Source organism: Rheinheimera texasensis, assembly GCF_964031785.1.
Taxonomy (GTDB): Bacteria; Pseudomonadota; Gammaproteobacteria; order Enterobacterales; family Alteromonadaceae; genus Pararheinheimera; species Pararheinheimera texasensis_A.
The window spans coordinates 339,090-358,184 of sequence record NZ_CAXIRE010000024.1 but is presented as its reverse complement, the minus strand read 5'-3'; the positions used below and the strand labels follow the sequence as shown (position 1 = coordinate 358,184).

The 19,095-nt window shown below is 51.8% G+C and carries 15 protein-coding genes; 10 read left to right on the top strand and 5 right to left on the bottom strand.

Annotation, left to right across the window (positions count from 1 at the left end; genetic code table 11):
• Positions 1–20: 20 nt before the first annotated feature.
• Positions 21–3,284, bottom strand: coding sequence for a two-component regulator propeller domain-containing protein (locus tag ABNT34_RS20200; protein ID WP_348734706.1), 3,264 nt, complete (start codon positions 3,282–3,284; stop codon positions 21–23).
• Between the two features lie 224 nt (positions 3,285–3,508).
• Here ABNT34_RS20200 and trxB point away from each other — a divergent pair, with 224 nt between their 5' ends.
• The 4 genes from trxB (at position 3,509) to infA (ending at position 6,212) form a co-directional block, all read left to right on the top strand.
• Positions 3,509–4,465 (top strand): thioredoxin-disulfide reductase, encoded by a 957-nt coding sequence (trxB, locus tag ABNT34_RS20195; protein WP_348734705.1) that lies wholly within the window; start codon positions 3,509–3,511, stop codon positions 4,463–4,465.
• 5 nt (positions 4,466–4,470) lie between these two features.
• Positions 4,471–5,196, top strand: a complete 726-nt coding sequence (aat, locus tag ABNT34_RS20190; protein ID WP_348734704.1) for a leucyl/phenylalanyl-tRNA--protein transferase — start codon at positions 4,471–4,473, stop codon at positions 5,194–5,196.
• Entirely contained in the window at positions 5,193–5,897 is a 705-nt protein-coding gene (locus ABNT34_RS20185) for an arginyltransferase (RefSeq protein WP_348734703.1), read from the top strand. Before aat ends, ABNT34_RS20185 begins: the two co-directional genes overlap by 4 nt.
• Before the next feature lie 96 nt (positions 5,898–5,993).
• Positions 5,994–6,212, top strand: coding sequence for a translation initiation factor IF-1 (infA, locus tag ABNT34_RS20180; RefSeq protein WP_008610216.1), 219 nt, complete (start codon positions 5,994–5,996; stop codon positions 6,210–6,212).
• Between the two features lie 76 nt (positions 6,213–6,288).
• On the opposite strand, the gene clpA is transcribed toward infA, so the two are convergent.
• Positions 6,289–8,547 carry an ATP-dependent Clp protease ATP-binding subunit ClpA gene (clpA, locus tag ABNT34_RS20175; protein ID WP_348734702.1) on the bottom strand — a complete coding sequence of 753 codons (2,259 nt, stop codon included), beginning with the start codon at positions 8,545–8,547 and terminating at the stop codon, positions 6,289–6,291.
• A gap of 48 nt (positions 8,548–8,595) precedes the next feature.
• The gene (clpS, locus tag ABNT34_RS20170) at positions 8,596–8,916 is read right to left on the bottom strand and encodes an ATP-dependent Clp protease adapter ClpS (protein WP_031570766.1); all 321 of its coding nucleotides are present in this window, start codon (positions 8,914–8,916) and stop codon (positions 8,596–8,598) included.
• Between the two features lie 194 nt (positions 8,917–9,110).
• Between clpS and cspD the strand changes: the two genes are divergently transcribed.
• Positions 9,111–9,332, top strand: a complete 222-nt coding sequence (cspD, locus tag ABNT34_RS20165) for a cold shock domain-containing protein CspD (RefSeq protein ID WP_031570768.1) — start codon at positions 9,111–9,113, stop codon at positions 9,330–9,332.
• Positions 9,333–9,584: 252 nt separating this feature from the next.
• On the opposite strand, the gene ABNT34_RS20160 is transcribed toward cspD, so the two are convergent.
• The gene (locus tag ABNT34_RS20160) at positions 9,585–11,813 is read right to left on the bottom strand and encodes an NADP-dependent isocitrate dehydrogenase (protein ID WP_348734701.1); all 2,229 of its coding nucleotides are present in this window, start codon (positions 11,811–11,813) and stop codon (positions 9,585–9,587) included.
• A gap of 300 nt (positions 11,814–12,113) precedes the next feature.
• On the opposite strand from ABNT34_RS20160, the gene ABNT34_RS20155 reads away from it, so the two are divergent.
• The 5 genes from ABNT34_RS20155 to ABNT34_RS20135 all read left to right on the top strand — a co-directional run bounded on the left by ABNT34_RS20155 (position 12,114) and on the right by ABNT34_RS20135 (position 16,973).
• Entirely contained in the window at positions 12,114–12,581 is a 468-nt protein-coding gene (locus ABNT34_RS20155) for an NUDIX domain-containing protein (RefSeq protein ID WP_348734700.1), read from the top strand.
• Between the two features lie 82 nt (positions 12,582–12,663).
• Positions 12,664–13,764 (top strand): tRNA 2-thiouridine(34) synthase MnmA, encoded by a 1,101-nt coding sequence (mnmA, locus tag ABNT34_RS20150; protein WP_348734699.1) that lies wholly within the window; start codon positions 12,664–12,666, stop codon positions 13,762–13,764.
• Positions 13,764–14,390 (top strand): high frequency lysogenization protein HflD, encoded by a 627-nt coding sequence (gene hflD, locus ABNT34_RS20145; protein ID WP_348734698.1) that lies wholly within the window; start codon positions 13,764–13,766, stop codon positions 14,388–14,390. Before mnmA ends, hflD begins: the two co-directional genes overlap by 1 nt.
• Positions 14,391–14,400: 10 nt before the next feature.
• Positions 14,401–15,771: an adenylosuccinate lyase gene (gene purB, locus ABNT34_RS20140; protein WP_348734697.1), complete on the top strand. Its 1,371-nt coding sequence runs from the start codon at positions 14,401–14,403 to the stop codon at positions 15,769–15,771.
• Positions 15,772–15,815: 44 nt separating this feature from the next.
• Positions 15,816–16,973, top strand: coding sequence for a cupin domain-containing protein (locus ABNT34_RS20135; RefSeq protein ID WP_348734696.1), 1,158 nt, complete (start codon positions 15,816–15,818; stop codon positions 16,971–16,973).
• A gap of 105 nt (positions 16,974–17,078) precedes the next feature.
• Here the strand turns inward: ABNT34_RS20135 and ABNT34_RS20130 are convergent, their stop codons facing one another.
• The gene (locus tag ABNT34_RS20130) at positions 17,079–18,965 is read right to left on the bottom strand and encodes a DUF885 domain-containing protein (protein WP_348734695.1); all 1,887 of its coding nucleotides are present in this window, start codon (positions 18,963–18,965) and stop codon (positions 17,079–17,081) included.
• Between the last annotated feature and the right edge of the window lie 130 nt (positions 18,966–19,095).

Below are 19,095 nucleotides of genomic sequence, written 5' to 3'. Positions count from 1 at the left end.
CTGAGCCGGATAGCAGCACATCAGGCGGATTCAAGCGGCACGACATTGGTTAGACGGGACAAACGGATCCAGAAAGTGGTCCCGACATGCTCAGTACTGTCAAAACCGATTTGCCCACCGTGACTTTCAATGATGCGTTTACAGATAGTCAGTCCAAGTCCGGTGCCTTCTTTGGAGCGGCTATCGGACGCATCGGCCTGGGAGAATTTTTCAAAAATCCGCGATTTAAAAGCCTCCGGAATGCCCTGCCCCTGGTCAATCACTTCCAGTCGGATGGCGTCGGGTTGTGACAACAGGCGTAAAACCACCGGCTGTTGCGGCGCAGAAAACTTCACTGCATTTGACAGCAGATTATCCAGTACCTGACGCAGCCGCAGCGCGTCAGCTAAGGTCTGCACGGCCGGATCTGGCGGCAGCTGCAGTTCAACCGTCACCTGATAGCGCAGCGCATAACTTTGAATCCCATCGACCGCCTGGCGGCATAATTCGGTTAATTCCACCGGTTTAAGCTGCAACGCAAATTTGCCGGCTTCAAACTTCTGGACATCTAACAAGTCGTTAATCAGCTGCGACAGCCGCTCGCAGTTTTGCAAGGCAGTTTCAACCAGCTGGCGATAGGCATCTGAGCCCAAAGGCACCACATTCTGCGCCACCAAACCAATAGCCCCCCGAATGGAAGTTAACGGAGTGCGCAGTTCATGGGAAACTGTTGATATAAACTCATCTTTGAGTTTATCCAGCCGTTTCAGCTCTTTGTTGGCTTTCGCAATTTCGGTCAGACTTTTTTCCAGCTGCCGGGTGCGCAATGACAGGGTCATGGAGCTCTCTTCCAGCGCCCGCGTCCGCTCTGTCACTTTGGTTTCCAGAATTAACTGCGCTTTGGCTCTTTCCTGTACAGAGTTCTGCAGCAGTTTATTGATCTGCTGAATGTGGCGTAACCGATACTGGTGAAATGTCAGGATCAATAGCAGCGTCAGGACAAAACCCAATACCTGCACTGAGCTGTGTTGCCACCAGGCCGGCAAGACCCGGACGCGGACCCGTTCAGGTACCTGATTATACAGACCATGATTATTGGAGCCTTTTAATTCCAGTTCATACTCGCCGGCTGGCAGATTGGAATAATAAGCACTGCGTCGGCCGGGCTGCAAAATCCAGTCAGGGTCAAAGCCGCTCAGTTTGTATTGATACTGGTTACGCGACGGGTCATGAAAATCCAGGCTGGCAAACTCAAACTCCAGGCTGGTATCTGTTGGTTTTAATACGATTTCTGACCAACGGGCGGTATTGGCCTGCAGCGGCAGCGCTGTGTTATTGACCAGAATGCGCGACACTGCAACCTTGGGCTCAATCTGATTAATCCAAATCAGGGCCGGCTCCATTACCGTCAGACCATCAATAGATCCGATGTAAAATGTGCCCTGCTGGTCGTCAAAAAACGACTTAAACACCAATTCAGTCGCCACCAAACCATCCTGCTTGGTAAAAGTGATCAACCGCTGGCTGTCACTGTGCTTCAGACTCAGACCTTTGGAGGTCAGCAACCAGATATTTTGCTGCTGGTCGGCGTAAGCACCGATGATATTACTGCTCGGTAAACCACTGCGCACATCCAGCAGATGCTGGCTGTCCTGTTGTAAATCGTACAAGACCAAACCGAGCTGGGTACAAATCAGTAAGCTGCCGGCCGGGCCCTTTTCCAGACACTGCACGTCGGGGCTTGGCAGTTCCAGCGCGTTGGACTCGGCCTGACTGAAATGCTCGACCTCGCCGCTGCCATGCCTGATACGAAACACGCCAGAGTACCGGGTGCCAACCCAGGTAAATTCGTCATCAACCAACATAGCCTGTACGGCATCCCCGGTTTTGTGGCGGATCTCCGGCTGCAGGTAGGCTGTGGACATTTGCTGCACCGGGTCCCAGTGGATCACACCATCGCCCCAGAGCCCAATCCAGAAACTACCATCGGACTGAATGCTCAGATCGCGGATATTAGCGGCAACTTGTGGATTTTGCTCAAAGGGTTCAGGCACTGGTTGCAGTGTTTTCAGATCAGGCGTTACTTTAAATAAACCCACATCAGTCGCAGTAAAAATCTGACCAGCCGGGTCCCGCCGGATCGCATTGACCCGGCCACCGGTTAAATAACTGGTCATCACACCGGTACTGCGGACAAAACGATGCAAATGTTCAGCGCTGCCAAGCCAGATGGCATCGGTGTCAGCAAAGACTGCAGTCACAGTAAAACGAAATTGTGCCGGATTGGTCTGCGGCGCCAGATCCTGTAAAGAAGCAAAAGCGGATTTGCTGTGCCTGGTGTAATACAGGCCATTTTCACGGGAACCCAGCCACAGTACGCCGGTGCGGTCGAGGAATAATGAACGGATATTGACAGTCTGCAGCAGCGACTCCTGCTCGCGGAATTTCACAAACTGCTGTAACTGCGGATGCACCCGGAACAGGCCATTATAGGTGCCAACCAGCAGCATGCCGTTTTGATCGGCAGAAATGACGTTGATAATGGGTGTATGCCGGCCGTTGAAGAATTCCGCCTGCTGGAAAGTACGTTTCAGCGGATCCAGCACAAATAAACCCTGCCGGGTCCCTACCCAAAGTTTGTCGCCACTACTAAACAGCGCCCGGATCTCATTATCGCGGCCGCTGCCCTGTGGGAAGGGTAATAATACTTCAGACAAGCCGCTGTCTTCGCGCCAGGCATGCAAGCCGGCGGATGTCCCAATCCACAACGTATTATCCTGAGTCTGACTCAGGCTCCAAATCCGGTTATGGGCGAGCTGGCGTTCAGAAAACTGTAAGCGTTGCCATTGACCATCGGCTGTCATCCGGTTCAGGCCACCGGTGGTGCCGATCCAGATATTTTGTTGTTTGTCTTCAAACAACACCTGCACCTGCATGCTGGCCAGACTGTTCACATCTGCGTCGTCAGTTTTAAACCGGCTGAGTTTACCGGTTCGTGCGTCAATCCGGCTAAGGCCGTAACCCCAGGTGCCCGCCCAGATATTCTGTTTACGGTCAATCAGCAGGCTACCCACATCCTGCGAACCTAAAGTGTTTTGCTCCTCCGCGGTCAGCACCTGGAATTCAGCAAACTGATAGCCGTCATAACGCAATAACCCCGAATTGGTTGAACTCAACCAGATAAAACCGTCAGAATCCTGCGCAACGCTATATATAGTTGCATTTGGCAAGCCGTCATCCACGCCAATCCGTTTGAAAAAAGTGTCATTGGCCTTCGCTACCGGCAACCACAGCCAGATGAACACCAGGATAACCAACCGTTTCAGGTAAACCTCCGCGCAGGATCTGCGTGATATGGTGTGCTGCAACTTATACAGCATGTTTGTGGCTAAATTAGCACAGCACCGCCGACTTTACATTGTGGCAGAAATAATTTTAGTACCCGACTTTGCGATCGGGTTGCAATCCAATAGAATCGGCCCCACGTACAGACAACGCTCAATTCTGTAGAGCATTTCCGGGGAAATTCATGTCAAATCCAAAACACAGCCGCCTGCTTATTCTGGGGTCAGGCCCAGCCGGCTACACCGCCGCAGTTTATGCTGCCCGTGCCAACCTGAAGCCAGTTTTATTGACAGGCATGCAGCAAGGCGGGCAGTTAACCACCACCACCGAAGTGGAGAACTGGCCAGGCGACCCACACGGCCTGACAGGCCCGGCACTGATGGAGCGCATGCGCGAGCATGCTGAAACTTTTAACACCGAAATCGTGTTTGATCATATTCACACGGTTAATTTGCAACAACGGCCATTTCTGCTGACCGGCGACAACGGTCAGTACAGCTGTGACGCGCTGATTATCGCCACCGGCGCTTCAGCCAAATACCTTGGCCTTGAATCTGAAACAAAATTCAGTGGCCGTGGCGTGTCAGCCTGCGCAACTTGCGATGGTTTCTTTTTCCGCAAACAGAAAGTCGCCGTCGTTGGCGGCGGCAATACTGCGGTCGAAGAAGCATTGTATCTGTCAAACATTGCCTCAGAAGTCCATTTGATCCACCGTCGCGACAGCTTTAAAGCCGAAAAAATTCTGGTCGACCGCTTAAATGCCAAAGTGGCATCCGGCAACATCGTGTTGCACACGCACCGTGAACTGGCTGAAGTATTGGGCGATGACGCTGGCGTGACCGGCGTCCGTTTGTCTTCAACCGCAGGTCAGGCTGACGAGCAGATTGATTTACAAGGCGTATTTATTGCGATTGGCCATAAACCTAATACTGACATTTTTGCTGGCCAGCTGGAAATGAATGGTGGTTACCTGGTTGTACAAAGCGGTTTACACGGCAATGCCACCCAAACCAGTATTCCGGGCGTCTTTGCCGCCGGCGACGTCAGCGATCATATTTACCGTCAGGCTATTACCTCAGCCGGTACCGGTTGTATGGCAGCCTTAGATGCTGAGCGTTACCTCGACGCTCTGGACAAATAATCGCTGTGACTGTGCTGTGGTTACCTGAGCTGAGTGTTGATCCCGATTGGTTCCCGGCGCCGACCTCGGCGCTGGCTGAACCAGACGGTTTGCTGGCATTTGGCGGCGATTTGTCGCCTCAGCGGTTAACTGCAGCATATCATCAGGGTATTTTTCCCTGGTTCAGCGAGGACGACCCGCTGTTATGGTGGTCTCCAGCGGTCAGGGCGGTGTTTGCGCCCGACAGCCTCAAAGCCGGCCGCAGTTTGTGCCGGGATTGGCAAAAGCACCAATATCATTTTACTTGTGATCTGGCTTTTACGGCGGTGACAAGCGGCTGTGCCGCGCCAAGGCCCAATCAGCCCGGCACCTGGATCAGCGCCGACATTCGCGCGGCTTATCAACAGTTGCATCAACAAGGGATCGCGCACAGTATTGAAGTCTGGCAGCAAGACCAGTTAGTCGGCGGCCTCTATGGCCTGCAAATTGGTCAGCTGTTTTGCGGTGAGTCGATGTTTAACCGCGTGCCGAATGCTGCCAAACTTGCCTTAGTGCAGTTACAACATTATCTGCAGAGCTTTGGCCTTGGCTGGATCGACTGTCAGTTGCCCAATCCATTTTTACTGCAATGCGGCGCACAAAAAATGCCAAGACCCGATTACCTGCAACTGCTGCAGGCTTTAGCCGCCTTGCCTGTACCTGCAGGTTTATGGCAAGCCGGTACCTTAGCGCCGCTGATTAAAAACCGATGAGCGACAAGTTTTTATTAGGTGTCAGTCAACTTCACCCCTGCAGTTACCTGCCGGAACAGCAGGAGCGGCTGTTATTCAGCTTGCCGGAGCAACCAATGTCCGCTGAGGTTTATCAGTGGCTTACTGATCATAATTTCCGCCGCAGCGGTGAGCAGCTGTACCGTCCCTACTGCCTGCAATGTCAGGCCTGTCAGGCAGTGCGGCTTGATGTCAGCACTTTACGCCTGAACCGCAGTCAACGGCGGTTACAACAACAAGCCCATAAGCTGAACTGGCAGTGGCGCTGGCAGCAGCAGCCACTGCAACAAGATTATTTTCCGCTATATCAGGCCTATATCAGCACGCGCCACGCCGATGGTGTGATGTATCCGCCAGAGCCAGAACACCTGCAGCAGTTACTCAGTTGTAGCTGGTTACAGGTCAGCACGCTGGAACAATATGTCGGTGACCAGCTGGTTGGCGTGCTGGTGCTGGACCATTTGCCACAGGGCTTATCAGCGGTGTACAGTTTTTATCTGCCAGAACACAAACTGGCTCTGGGTATTCTGGCGGTGCTGGCCGGCACTGAACTCTGTGCTCAACAACAGCTGCCGTATTTCTATCTGGGCTACCTGGTCAGCCAGTCAGAAAAAATGCGTTATAAGAGCCAATTTCGGCCGCAACAGCGGTTAGTCCTCGACCAATGGCAATCATTTTGCTAAATAACAGCTTGTCGCTTTACTTATCGCCGGCTTTTAGGCAAAATCTGCGCTGTTTTTTTCTGTTTAAAATTAAATCCGAAGGGGCTCGTACGCTGAATGGCGAAAGAAGACGTGATTGAAATGCAAGGCACCATCCTTGATACATTGCCAAATACCATGTTCAAGGTCGAACTCGAAAACGGTCACGTGGTGATTGCGCATATTTCAGGCAAGATGCGCAAAAACTATATCCGTATCCTGACAGGTGACAAAGTGACGGTTGAACTGACGCCTTATGATTTAACTAAGGGCCGGATCGTTTTCCGTCAGCGCTAATCGCAGCCAGGCTCCAAGTATCCAGCATAAAACAAAACCCGGTTTCCCGGGTTTTGTTTTATGCGCGTACCAGCGATTAAGCCGGTACCTCATCTTCATGATAATCAAACGACAGCTCATCGCCTTGCAGATCAATGCGCACTTCCCCGCCCTGACTCAGACGGCCGAACAAAATTTCGTTGGCTAACGGCTTCTTCAGCTGTTCCTGCACCACGCGTCCCATCGGCCGCGCGCCCATTGCCTGATCATAACCTTTATCCGCCAGCCACTGCCGCGCTGTGGGACTCAGCTCCAGCTGCACCTGTTTTTTGTCCAGTTGCACCTGCAGATCACAGACAAACTTGTCGACGATTTGCAGGATAATGTCACGGCTTAAATGTTGGAACCAAATAATGCCATCCAGCCGGTTGCGGAATTCAGGACTGAAAGTCCGGTTGATTTCCGCCAGTGCATCATGGCTATGATCCTGCTGCTTAAAGCCGATGGTCTTACGCACTGTTTCCTGCACGCCGGCGTTGGTGGTCATCACCAGCACGACATTACGGAAATCAATTTTGCGACCATTGTTGTCAGTCAAAGTGCCGTGGTCCATGACCTGCAACAAAATGTTGTAGATATCGCTGTGGGCTTTTTCGATTTCATCAAGCAACACCACAGAATACGGATGTTTGGACACCGCATCGGTCAGCAGGCCACCCTGTTCAAAGCCAACATAGCCCGGTGGCGCACCAATGAGCCGGCTGACTGCATGCCGTTCCATATACTCTGACATATCAAAACGCAGCAGTTCGACGCCCATAATGCGCGCCAGTTGTTTAGTGACTTCGGTTTTCCCGACACCCGTCGGGCCGGCAAACAAAAAACTGCCAATCGGCTTTTCTTCATTGCCTAAGCCTGAACGCGATAAGCGGATAGCCGAGGTCAGGGCTTCAATCGGCGCATCCTGACCAAACACCACCAATTTCAGATTCCGGTCGAGATTGGCCAGCACATCTTTGTCTGACGCGGAAACCGACTTTTCCGGAATTCGCGCCATTTTGGCGATGATGTGTTCGATTTCTGGTACGTTGATCACTTTTTTGCGCTTTGACGCCGGCAACATGCGCTGACTGGCACCTGCTTCATCAATCACATCAATGGCTTTATCCGGCAAATGCCGTTCATTGATATATTTCGCCGACAACTCTGCCGCCGCGCGCAAGGCTTTTTGCGTGTAACGCACGCCGTGATGCTGCTCGTAGCGTTCTTTCAGCCCCAGCAGAATTTGTGTGGTGTCATCGACGCTGGGCTCTGTGATATCAATTTTCTGGAAACGCCGGACCAGCGCAGTATCTTTTTCAAAAATACTTTTAAATTCCTGATAAGTGGTGGAGCCAATACACCGCAGGCGACCGCTGGACAGCAATGGCTTAATCAGATTTGAGGCATCCATCACCCCACCGCTGGCTGCGCCGGCGCCTATTACCGTATGGATTTCGTCGATAAATAAAATGGCATCTTTTTCACGTTCGATTTCTTTTAATAACGACTTCAGTCGTTTTTCAAAATCACCGCGATATTTGGTGCCTGCCAGCAAAGCACCCATGTCGAGCGAATAAATGGTGGCATTGGCAATGACTTCGGGGACCTGATTCTGCACGATGCGAAACGCCAGCCCTTCGGCAATCGCCGTTTTGCCGACACCGGCTTCGCCGACCAGCAACGGATTGTTTTTCTTGCGACGGCACAACACCTGAATGGTGCGTTCCAACTCCAGATCACGGCCTACCAGCGGGTCAATCTGGCCATTTTTGGCCAGCACATTCAGATTGGCGGTGAAATTTTCCAAGTATTTATTGTCTTCAACTGCAATTTCACCGTTTTCATCCTGCTGCTGCTCGTCTGACTGCTCAAGCTTTTCAGATTTAATCACACCATGCGAAATGAAATTAACTATATCCAACCGGCTGATGTCGGTCTTTTTCAACAAATAAACCGCTTGAGATTCCTGCTCGCTGAAAATTGCCACCAGCACATTAGCGCCGGTCACTTCAGACTTGCCAGAGGATTGCACGTGAAACACTGCACGTTGTAAGACACGTTGGAAACCAAGCGTAGGCTGGGTGTCGCGCTCTAAGTCACCATCGGGGATCAGTGGTGTGGTGGAATCGATAAAATTCGCCAGCTCAAGGCGCAGGCGTTCGATATTGGCGCCGCAGGATTTTAACGCATCGCCGGCGGCCGGATTATCCAGTAGTGCGAGCAGCAGATGCTCGACGGTCATATATTCGTGGCGGCGCTCTCTGGCAAAGCGAAAAGCCAGGTTCAGCGTTAACTCAAGATCTTTATTTAACATAAGACAACTCCCAATCCACCTGAGTTATAAAAAGCTGAGAGACTGCAGTCAGGCACGCTCCATTGTGCAAAGTAACGGATGTTCATGTTCTCTGGCATATTCGCTGACCTGCTGAACTTTGGTTTCGGCAATTCCTGCGGTAAAAACCCCGCAGACCGCTTTACCTTCGTAATGAACCTGTAACATCACTTCGCTGGCTTTTTCATACTGCATATTAAAAAACCGGGTCAGCACATCAATAACAAAATCCATTGGGGTGTAATCGTCATTGTGCAGCACCACTTTATACATCGGCGGAGGTTCGACTTTCTGTCGTATCAGCTCCGCCAGCCCTTCGGATTGTCCGTCACCAAATTTAGTGTTGCTCATAGACTATAGTCACGCCTGTTGCTTCCATCAAAGGATGTTGTGTTGATTCTGCCGTATTTCAAGTGGTCGTACTTTTCTAAAAAACTTGACTAGTTGGACAAATTATCTACAGTAATTTTTGGAGCTTTGCGCATAGCGACAGCTCCAGACCTAGAATACAGATTTTAGCTAACGAAGAGAAGGAAGTAAGTAGTATGGCTACCGGTAAAGTAAAATGGTTCAACAACGCCAAAGGTTTTGGCTTTATCCGTGAAGAGGGTCGTGACGAAGACATTTTCGCCCACTACTCCACCATCAGCATGGATGGGTACCGGACACTCAAAGCGGGTCAGGACGTGACGTTTGAACTGTCAGAAGGGCCAAAAGGCCTGCACGCAGTGAACATTGCACTGCCAGAAGGTGAAAAACCTGAATAACCCCACCACAACGCTGACGATGCAGGGCGTCAGACTAAATCGGTGCGGTTCAAGGCAACATGCCTGTCAAAGCGGTCTGTGATACCCCCGATATCACGGCCGTTTTTGTTTTTCTGCGATAAGCTAAAAACATTTCAAACTCTGCGTTTCCATTTGTTCCTACGCCGGATCATTGCTCAAATCAGACTGGTCGGTTCGCGCCATAGAAAAAAGGCACCCGCAGGTGCCTTTTGCATCAATCAACAGACTTGCTTAGACAGCCGCTAATGCCGCATTAAACAGAGCGCTTGGACGCAGTGCAGCGCTGGCTTTGGCATCGTCCGGACGATAATAGCCACCGATATCCACGGCTTTACCCTGCACAGTGTTCAGTTCTGCGACTATGGCCGCTTCCTGCTCACTGAGTGTTTTGGCCAGTGGCGCAAAACGAGCTGCCAGCGCCGCGTCTTTGCTTTGTGCTGCCACAGCCTGTGCCCAGTACAGTGCCAGGTAGAAGTGGCTGCCGCGGTTATCCAGCTGACCCAGTTTACGGGTTGGCGATTTATCGTTGTCGAGGAACTTGGCTGTCGCTGCATCCAGAGTTTCGGCCAGTACTTGCGCGCGGGCATTGCCGGACACCTGACTTAAATGCTCCAGCGATGCGGCGAGTGCCAGGAATTCACCCAGCGAGTCCCAGCGTAAGTGGTTCTCTTCAACAAACTGTTCAACGTGCTTAGGCGCAGAACCACCGGCACCAGTTTCAAACAAACCGCCACCGTTCATCAGCGGCACAATCGACAGCATCTTGGCGCTGGTGCCCAGCTCGAGAATTGGGAACAAGTCGGTCAGATAATCACGCAGTACGTTGCCGGTCACTGAAATAGTGTCCAGACCCTGTTTAATACGCTCCAGACTGAAACGGGTTGCCGCTTCCGGCGACATGATCTGAATATCCAGGCCTGTGGTGTCGTGGTTCTTCAGATAAGTTTCAACTTTAGCAATCACTTGCGCATCGTGGGCGCGCTTGGCGTCCAACCAGAATACTGCTGGAGTATTAGACAGACGGGCACGGCTGACAGCCAGTTTCACCCAATCCTGCACCGGCGCATCTTTGGTCTGACACATGCGCCAGATATCACCGGCGTCAACCGCATGGCTCATCAGCACAGTACCGGCTGCATCCAATACCTGCACAGTACCAGCGGCCGGGATTTCGAAAGTTTTGTCGTGTGAACCGTATTCTTCAGCTTTTTGCGCCATCAGACCGACGTTCGGTACCGAGCCCATAGTGCGTGGATCAAAAGCGCCATTGGCGATACAGAAGTTAATGGTTTCCTGATACACACCGGCATAACAACGGTCCGGAATGACGAATTTAGTGTCCTGCAGCTTACCGGCAGCATTCCACATTTGGCCAGAACTGCGGATAGCGGCAGGCATAGAAGCATCGATAATCACGTCGCTTGGTACATGCAGGTTAGTGATGCCTTTGTCTGAGTTGACCATCGCGACACCTGGCTGCGCGGCGTAAGCGGCTTGCAGGTCGGCTTCAACTTCAGCACGTTGTGCGTCCGGCAATTGCTGAATTTTCGCCAGTAAATCACCCAGGCCGTTGTTGACATCCACGCCCAGTTTGGCGAATAACGCCGCGTGTTTATCAAACACCGACTTAAAGAACACAGTGACGACATGGCCGAACATAATAGGATCAGACACTTTCATCATCGTGGCTTTCAGATGTACAGAGAACAGCACACCTTTGGCTTTGGCATCCGCGATTTCGGCGGCGAGGAATTCACGCAGTGCCGCTTTACTTAATACTGCGGCGTCAATGATTTCACCGGCAGACAGATTGGTTTTTTCTTTCAGCACTTTAACAGTGCCATCAGCCTGCACCAGCTGGATTTTTACCGGGCCGGCAGCGGCGACAGTTACTGACTGCTCACTGCCATAGAAGTCGCCATGGCTCATGTGTGCAACATGAGATTTAGAATCTTTTGACCAGGCGCCCATTGAATGCGGGTTTTTCCGCGCATATTGTTTGACGGACAATGGCGCACGACGGTCGGAGTTACCTTCACGCAGCACCGGGTTTACCGCACTGCCTTTGATTTTGTCGTAACGCGCTTTGATGTCTTTTTCCTGTTCGGTTTGGGCTTCTTCCGGATAATCCGGCAGCGCATAACCCTGCGCCTGCAGTTCTTTAATCGCCGCTTTTAATTGCGGTACTGAAGCACTGATATTAGGCAGCTTGATGATATTGGCTTCAGGTTTAGTCGCCAGTTCGCCTAATTCTGCCAGCGCGTCGGATTGTTGCTGTTCAGGTTTTAAGAATTCAGGGAATACAGCAATAATGCGGCCTGCCAACGAAATGTCGCGTGTTTCCACCACCACATCAGCGGCTTTGGCAAAAGTCTGGACTATCGGCAGAAAAGAATAAGTGGCAAGCGCTGGCGCTTCATCGGTTTTGGTGTAGATGATTTTAGAAATTTCAGTGGTCATATCAGGTCCTGGCTAGCTTTCGACAAGCACCGCTATCCCAACCGCAACGCACATCCAGCGGTACGTCGCAGCGAAACACCGGTCACTATAAAAATGGGTCCGAAACATCAGTCACAGTGTATCAGCAACAGGCCACGCAGCAGAAGTGCCTGCACTGATACCGCCATGTTGCCACAGCAGCTGCTGCAGAATTCAGGCAATGGCGGCTCAGTGTACGCTTTTCAAGCGCATGGCAAAACCTTTTCTGGACTGACCTGTGCAGAATCCGTATAACAATGAAAAGTCTACAGGAGGCATCCGGTGCCGGACCGTTCATCTTTACATCTGACAGTGGCAGCCGTGGTCTGCTATCAGCAACGTTTTTTACTGGTGGAAGAACGCGACAAACTTAGCGGCGCTTTAGTGCTGAACCAGCCTGCCGGCCACGTTGAGCATGGCGAGGATTTAGTTGATGCGATGCAGCGGGAACTACGTGAAGAAACCGGCCTGGAACTGACACCAACTGGCTGGCTTGGCATCTCGCAGTTACGCGCCGCCAACGGTCATTTTTATTACCGGGTGAATTTTATTTTTGAACCGGTCTCATTGCCGCCCCGCTATGCGCCGCAAGACTCGGATATTCTGGCGCTGCACTGGTTCAGCGCTGCAGAACTGGCACAAGCCGCATTGCCGGTGCGCAGCAAGCTGGTCACCGCAGCGATAGACGTTTATCAGCAAGGCATCCGCTTGCCGCTCGAAGCCCTGCAGCCGATGACAGATCCGCGCTGAACTTTGCATGCTGCGCGCGGGCTGTGTTGGCCATGAAATGATGCTATAATCCGCGCCTCATTTTTTCCACAAAGCGCAGGTTATGTCAGAAAACAGCAGCAAAAAAGTCATTGTCGGTATGTCCGGCGGCGTTGATTCCTCAGTCTCAGCCTATCTGTTAATCCAGCAGGGCTATCAGGTCGAAGGCCTGTTTATGAAGAACTGGGAAGAAGATGATAATGACGAATACTGCGCTGCAGCCGAAGATTTAAAAGACGCGCAGCAGGTGTGTGACGCCCTTGGCATTAAGCTGCATAAAGTGAATTTTGCCGCCGAATACTGGGACAATGTGTTTGAGTATTTCCTGGCCGAATACAAAGCAGGTCGCACGCCAAACCCGGACATCATGTGCAACAAGGAAATTAAGTTTAAAGCCTTCCTTGAATTTGCCGCTGAGGCACTCGGTGCCGACTATATCGCCACCGGCCATTATGTGCAGCGCCGCGAAGTGGATGGCCACTGGCAATTGCTGCGTGGCCTCGATACCAACAAAGACCAAAGTTATTTCCTCTACACCATCGGCGAACAACACGTTGCGCAAACGTTGTTTCCGGTCGGTCATCTGGAAAAACCGGCTGTTCGCGCTATCGCCGAACAACAGGGCCTCATCACCCACAATAAAAAAGATTCCACCGGCATCTGTTTTATTGGCGAGCGCAAATTTAAAGATTTCCTGCAAAAATACCTGCCGGCACAGCCTGGCGACATCATCACCGTCGATGGCGAAAAAATCGGCCGCCACGAAGGCCTGATGTATCACACACTTGGCCAGCGCAAAGGCCTTGGCATTGGCGGCACTAAAGACGGTGGCGAAGAGCCCTGGTATGTCGTCAGCAAAGATTTAATCAACAATCAGCTGATCGTTGCCCAGGGGCACGACCACCCCAGCCTGCTGTCACGTGGTCTGACTGCCACCCAACTGCATTGGGTCGACCGGCAAGGCCCGGCTGACACGCTGCGCTGCAGCGTGAAAACCCGTTACCGCCAACAAGACATTCCCTGCACCTTACGCCGCCTTGACGCGGACCGGCTGGAAGTGCTGTTTGATGAACCGCAAAAAGCGGTGACACCGGGTCAGTCTGCGGTGTTCTACTTAAACGAAATCTGCCTCGGCGGCGGCATCATTGATGAGGCTTTACAGTGATGAATCAATCTATTTCTACGCAAGTGCTGGCGCTGTCCGCTATTTGTCTGGCGGTACGTGCAGTACAGCAAATCGCCCGTGGTGAAGCACTGGAACCCGGTGTACTGCAGACTTTATTACAAAGTATTGCCGAGCAAAATCCGGCTGAAGCCGTCGATATCTATGGCGGCAAACTGGCGAATCTGGCCGGTGGTTACCATATTCTCGCAGCGCAGCTCGGCGATCAGCCGCGCAAAGATCTGGAACTGACCCGTTATGTGATGGCGGTGCTGGTGCTGGAACGTTTGCTGAACAAATCAAAGGACAGTTTAGGCGCCGTCGGTAAACGCATCGAACGACTGCAACAGCAACTGCAGCACTTTCAGGTCACCGATGACAATATCATCGCCAGCATTGCCGACATTTATGTCGAACATATCAGTCCGCTTGGCAACCGCATTCAGATAGCTGGTGTGCCAGAGCAATTAAAACAAAGCGCGGTGCAGCAAAAAATCCGCGCTTTGTTGCTGGCAGCCGTGCGCTCTGCGGTGCTGTGGCGTCAGGCCGGTGGCCGCCGTTATCATTTTCTGTTTCAGCGCAAAGCATTGCTGCGCGAAACACAGCAGGTTTTACAACAATTAGCTTAAGGGAGTCGTCATGGAACTCAACGCATTAACCGCCATCTCTCCGGTGGACGGGCGTTACGGCAGCCGCACTACAGAATTGCGGGACATTTTCAGTGAATTCGGCCTGATTAAATTCCGCGTCACCGTTGAAGTACGCTGGTTGCAGCAGATGGCGACCATCGCCGGTATCACTGAAGTGCCGGCGTTATCTGCCAGTGCCAATGCCTTGCTGAACTCAATTGTCGACAATTTCAGCCTCGCCGACGCAGAACGTGTCAAAGAAATTGAGCGCACCACTAACCATGACGTCAAAGCGGTGGAATATCTGCTGAAAGAAAAAGTGGCCGGCAACGCCGAATTAGCCGCGATCAGCGAATTTATCCATTTCGCCTGTACTTCTGAAGATATCAATAACTTATCTCACGGTCTGATGTTAACGACAGCACGCGATCAGGTGCTGTTGCCATTGATGGACCAGTTGCTGGCATCCATCAAAGCCTTAGCCGTGCAGTACAAAACCATTCCGATGATGGCCCGCACTCACGGCCAGCCGGCATCGCCAACCACGCTTGGCAAAGAAATGGCCAACGTCTATATCCGCCTGCAGCGCCAGCGCAATCAGGTAGCGGCTGTTGAAATGCTCGGTAAATTTAACGGCGCTGTCGGTAACTACAATGCGCATTTATCCGCCTACCCGACTTTAGACTGGCACCAAATCTCTGAACAATTTGTTACCAGCCTCGGCCTCACGTGGAACCCGTTCACCACGCAGATTGAGCCGCATGATTACATCGCCGAGCTGTTTGATGCAGTAGCGCGGTTTAACACGATTCTGATCGACTTTGACCGCGACGTCTGGGGTTATATTGCACTGGGTCACTTTAAACAGCGCACCATCGCCGGCGAAATTGGCTCATCAACGATGCCGCACAAAGTCAATCCGATTGATTTTGAGAACTCCGAAGGCAACCTCGGTGTCGCCAACGCCATTTTCCAGCATCTGGCGAGCAAACTGCCGGTGTCACGCTGGCAGCGTGACCTGACGGATTCGACCGTGCTGCGTAACTTAGGCGTCGGTTTCGGTTATACCTTAATTGCTTATCACGCCACACTCAAAGGCATCAGCAAACTGGAAGTCAACGAAGTTAACCTGTTAACTGAGCTGGACCAGAACTGGGAATTACTGGCCGAGCCGGTACAAACAGTGATGCGCCGCTATGGTATTGAAAAACCATATGAAAAACTGAAAGAGCTGACCCGTGGCAAGCGGATTTCGCCGGCAGATTTGGCCGTCTTTATCGACAATCTGGCCCTGCCGGATGCTGCCAAAGCCGAGCTGAAGCAAATGCGGCCGGATAATTATCTCGGTGCCGCCATCGCGCTGGTCGACAGCCTGCAATAAGCACAACAAGGGCGGTCTACCGCCCTTTTGTTTAAGGATTTTTTATGTATCAATTGCATCTTGGCCAGCTCACTGTTGCCGAATTTATGGCGCAGTACTGGCAAAAAAAACCAGTGCTGCTCAAAGGCGGCTTTACTGATTTCGCCGATCCGCTGACGCCGGACGAACTGGCTGGTCTTGCTACTGAAGAAGACATCGAGTCCCGTGTCGTTGCCAAAACCACTGACGGCCAGTGGCAGTTAGAAACCGGGCCTTTTGAAGATTACAGTGCTTTTGGTGAACAAGGCTGGACCTTGTTAGTACAGGCAGTCGATCACTGGCACCCTGAAGCGGCACAGCTGATCGAGCCATTTCGTTTTATCCCAAACTGGCGAATAGACGATTTGATGGTGAGCTATTCGACACCCGGTGGTGGTGTCGGCCCGCATCTGGACCAATATGATGTGTTTATCATTCAGGGCATGGGAAAACGGCACTGGCGCGTCGGCATGCCGGACGCCAGCCTGCAGCAAATTTGCCCGCACCCGCGGTTGTTGCAGATCACACCTTTTGTTGATTGTATTGATGTCATCACTGAACCTGGCGATATTCTGTATATTCCGCCGGGCTGCCCGCACGATGGAATCTCGGTCGACGCCAGCCTGAGTTATTCGGTGGGTTTTCGCGCGCCGGCGCAAAAAGATTTGCTGACCGGGCTTGCCGACTTCCTGATTGAACAGGACCAGAGCGGTGCCCGTTACACAGATCCACATCGCCTGCCGGTCAGCGATATCGGCCGCATCAGCGACGCTGATTTGGATCAGGTGCAGCAGTTATTGCTCGGACTGGTCAATAACCGCGCTTTACTGGCGAGCTATTTTGGCCAGTACATCAGCCATGCCAAACATGAGCTGGATGCCAGCGAACCTGAGCCGCACTATGCAGCTGACGAAATCATCGAATATCTGGCGGAAGGTTCGGTGTTAGGCCGTTTGGGCGGACTGCGGATTTGTTACCACCATGCGCATATCGACGCCGATATCCAGTTATTTATCAATGGCCTGACCATAACCCTGCCGGCTGAAGCGCTGCCATTTGTGCAGTTATTGTCAGAACAGGTGCAGCTCGATGAAGAAGCCTGCCAATGGATTGCCGCTGACGCCAATAAAGCCGGTTTAATGACCGAACTGATTAATCTCGGTTATTGGTATTTTATTGAATGATGCCAAGCGACGGCCTGACTGGTCGTTTCGCACAGTAAAAAAACAAAACCCCGGCGTTTGCCGGGGTTTTTCTTATCGTTGCTTGTCACTGCGACCGGCTTGGTATCAGCCTTGTTTTTTGACTGCATCCACCCAGTTTTGTACCCGCTGTTCCAGGACTTTCAGTGGCAGCGCACCACCACCGAGCACAGTGTCATGGAAACCACGGATATCAAATTTATCGCCTAAATCGGCTTTGGCTTTGGCGCGCAGCTCTAAAATTTTCAGCATGCCGATTTTATAAGACGTGGCCTGACCCGGCCATACCAGATAACGGCGCACTTCAGATTTCACCGCACCTTCAGCCACAGGTGAATTGGCCAGGAAGTATTCGACCGCCTGTTGCTCAGTCCAGCCTTTGGCGTGCATACCAGTATCAACTACCAACCGCACTGCCCGCCACATTTCGGTGATCAAGCGGCCAAAATCGTTGTACGGGTTTTTATACTGACCCATTTCTTTCGCCAGTGTTTCGGTATACAGCGCCCAACCTTCCTGATAAGCGGTGAATCCGGCCTGAGTACGGAATTTCGGCACACCGGTCAGCTCCTGTGCAATCGAGATCTGCATATGGTGGCCCGGGCTGCCTTCATGGTACGCAATAGCTTCCATTTCATTTTTTGGCATCGCTTTCATGTCTGACAGATGCGCGTAATAAATGCCCGGACGTTTGCCATCCGGCGTGCCCGGGAAATAATGCTGCGCTGCGCCAGGCTGTTCGCGGAAAGGTTCCACCCGTTTGATGATCAACGGTGCTTTTGGCAGGATACCGAAATACTGTGGCAACTTGGCCTCAATCTCGCGGATAAAGGCTTCAGAATCTTTTAAATACGCCTGACGGCCTTCGTCGGTATCATCATAGAAGAACTGCTTGTCGGTTTTGATGAACTTGAAGAAATCCTGTAATGAGCCTTTAAAGCCAACCTGATCCTTGATGATGTTCATCTCTTTGGTCAGGCGTGCAACTTCGTCGAGGCCAATCTGGTGAATTTGCTCAGCGGTTAAATCTGTGGTGGTCGACTGCTTCAATCGCAGGTTGTAATAAGCCACACCATTTGGCTGGGTTGATACGCCAGTCGGGTTCACCGCCGTTTTATCCAGCTCGCTGGTGAGGAAAGTCGCCAGATTCTGATAAGCCGGTAGGAACTGGCTGGTCAGCGCGTTTTTAACATCATCGGTCAGTTTCTGTGCAGTGACGTCGTCCAGCTTGTCGGCTTTTTTCAGCGCTTCAATTTTGCCTTTGGCGTCGCTCCACAGCGGTGATTCTTTATCAGATTCGGCAAATGGCGCACCGGCAATCAAATTATTGACCTGCTCAATCACGCCCTCATAAGCAAAACGCGGTGGCCGCACGCCAGCGTCAGCATATTTTTTCGCCCGTTGTTGCAGCTCGGCGATTGCTTTGGCAATGCCACCGATACGGCTGATATAGGCTTCCATGTCTTTGACTTCTTCCACTTTATGGAAGTTGATCATCACCTGTGGCAGTAACGCATGAATGCCCTGCATCTGGTTAAACACATACTGATTAATGCGGAACGGTGCAGCGTCACGAACTTCTTCGTATTGGTAAATCCATAAATCGTATGAAGTTTTGGCTTCAGTATCGAGTTTGCTGTAATCAAACTTGCTTTTCAGCTCTTCCACAGTAGCGGCGTACCAGGCCAGCATTTTGTCTTCGCCGGCTTCGGTCACATCATCAATCTGGTCGTTTTTGTCTTTGCGGCCCTGGAAAGTCATCTGCAGCGGGCTCATCTGCAATTGTTCTTCGTATTTTTGCTCAAACCACTGATTAATCCGTTCGGACTCTGATGGCTGCACTGCTGCGGTTTCAACTGGCTTGGCCGCTTCGGTCTGAGCCGGCGCTGTGCTGTTGTTGTCTTTGTTATCCGGCGCCGGATTACAGCCGGTCAGGACTGCGGCGATGGCAAGGGCTAATAATGAATGTCGCACTGGCGTGTTCCTCTGTATTGGGTCCGGACAGGCCGGTTGTTGTTTTTGGTTGCGAAGTGCCTGCGGCACCTTGCGCTAAATTAAGCTGAAATGTTTTCAGCGTCGAAAGGTAAATTGTAAACAGAACTTA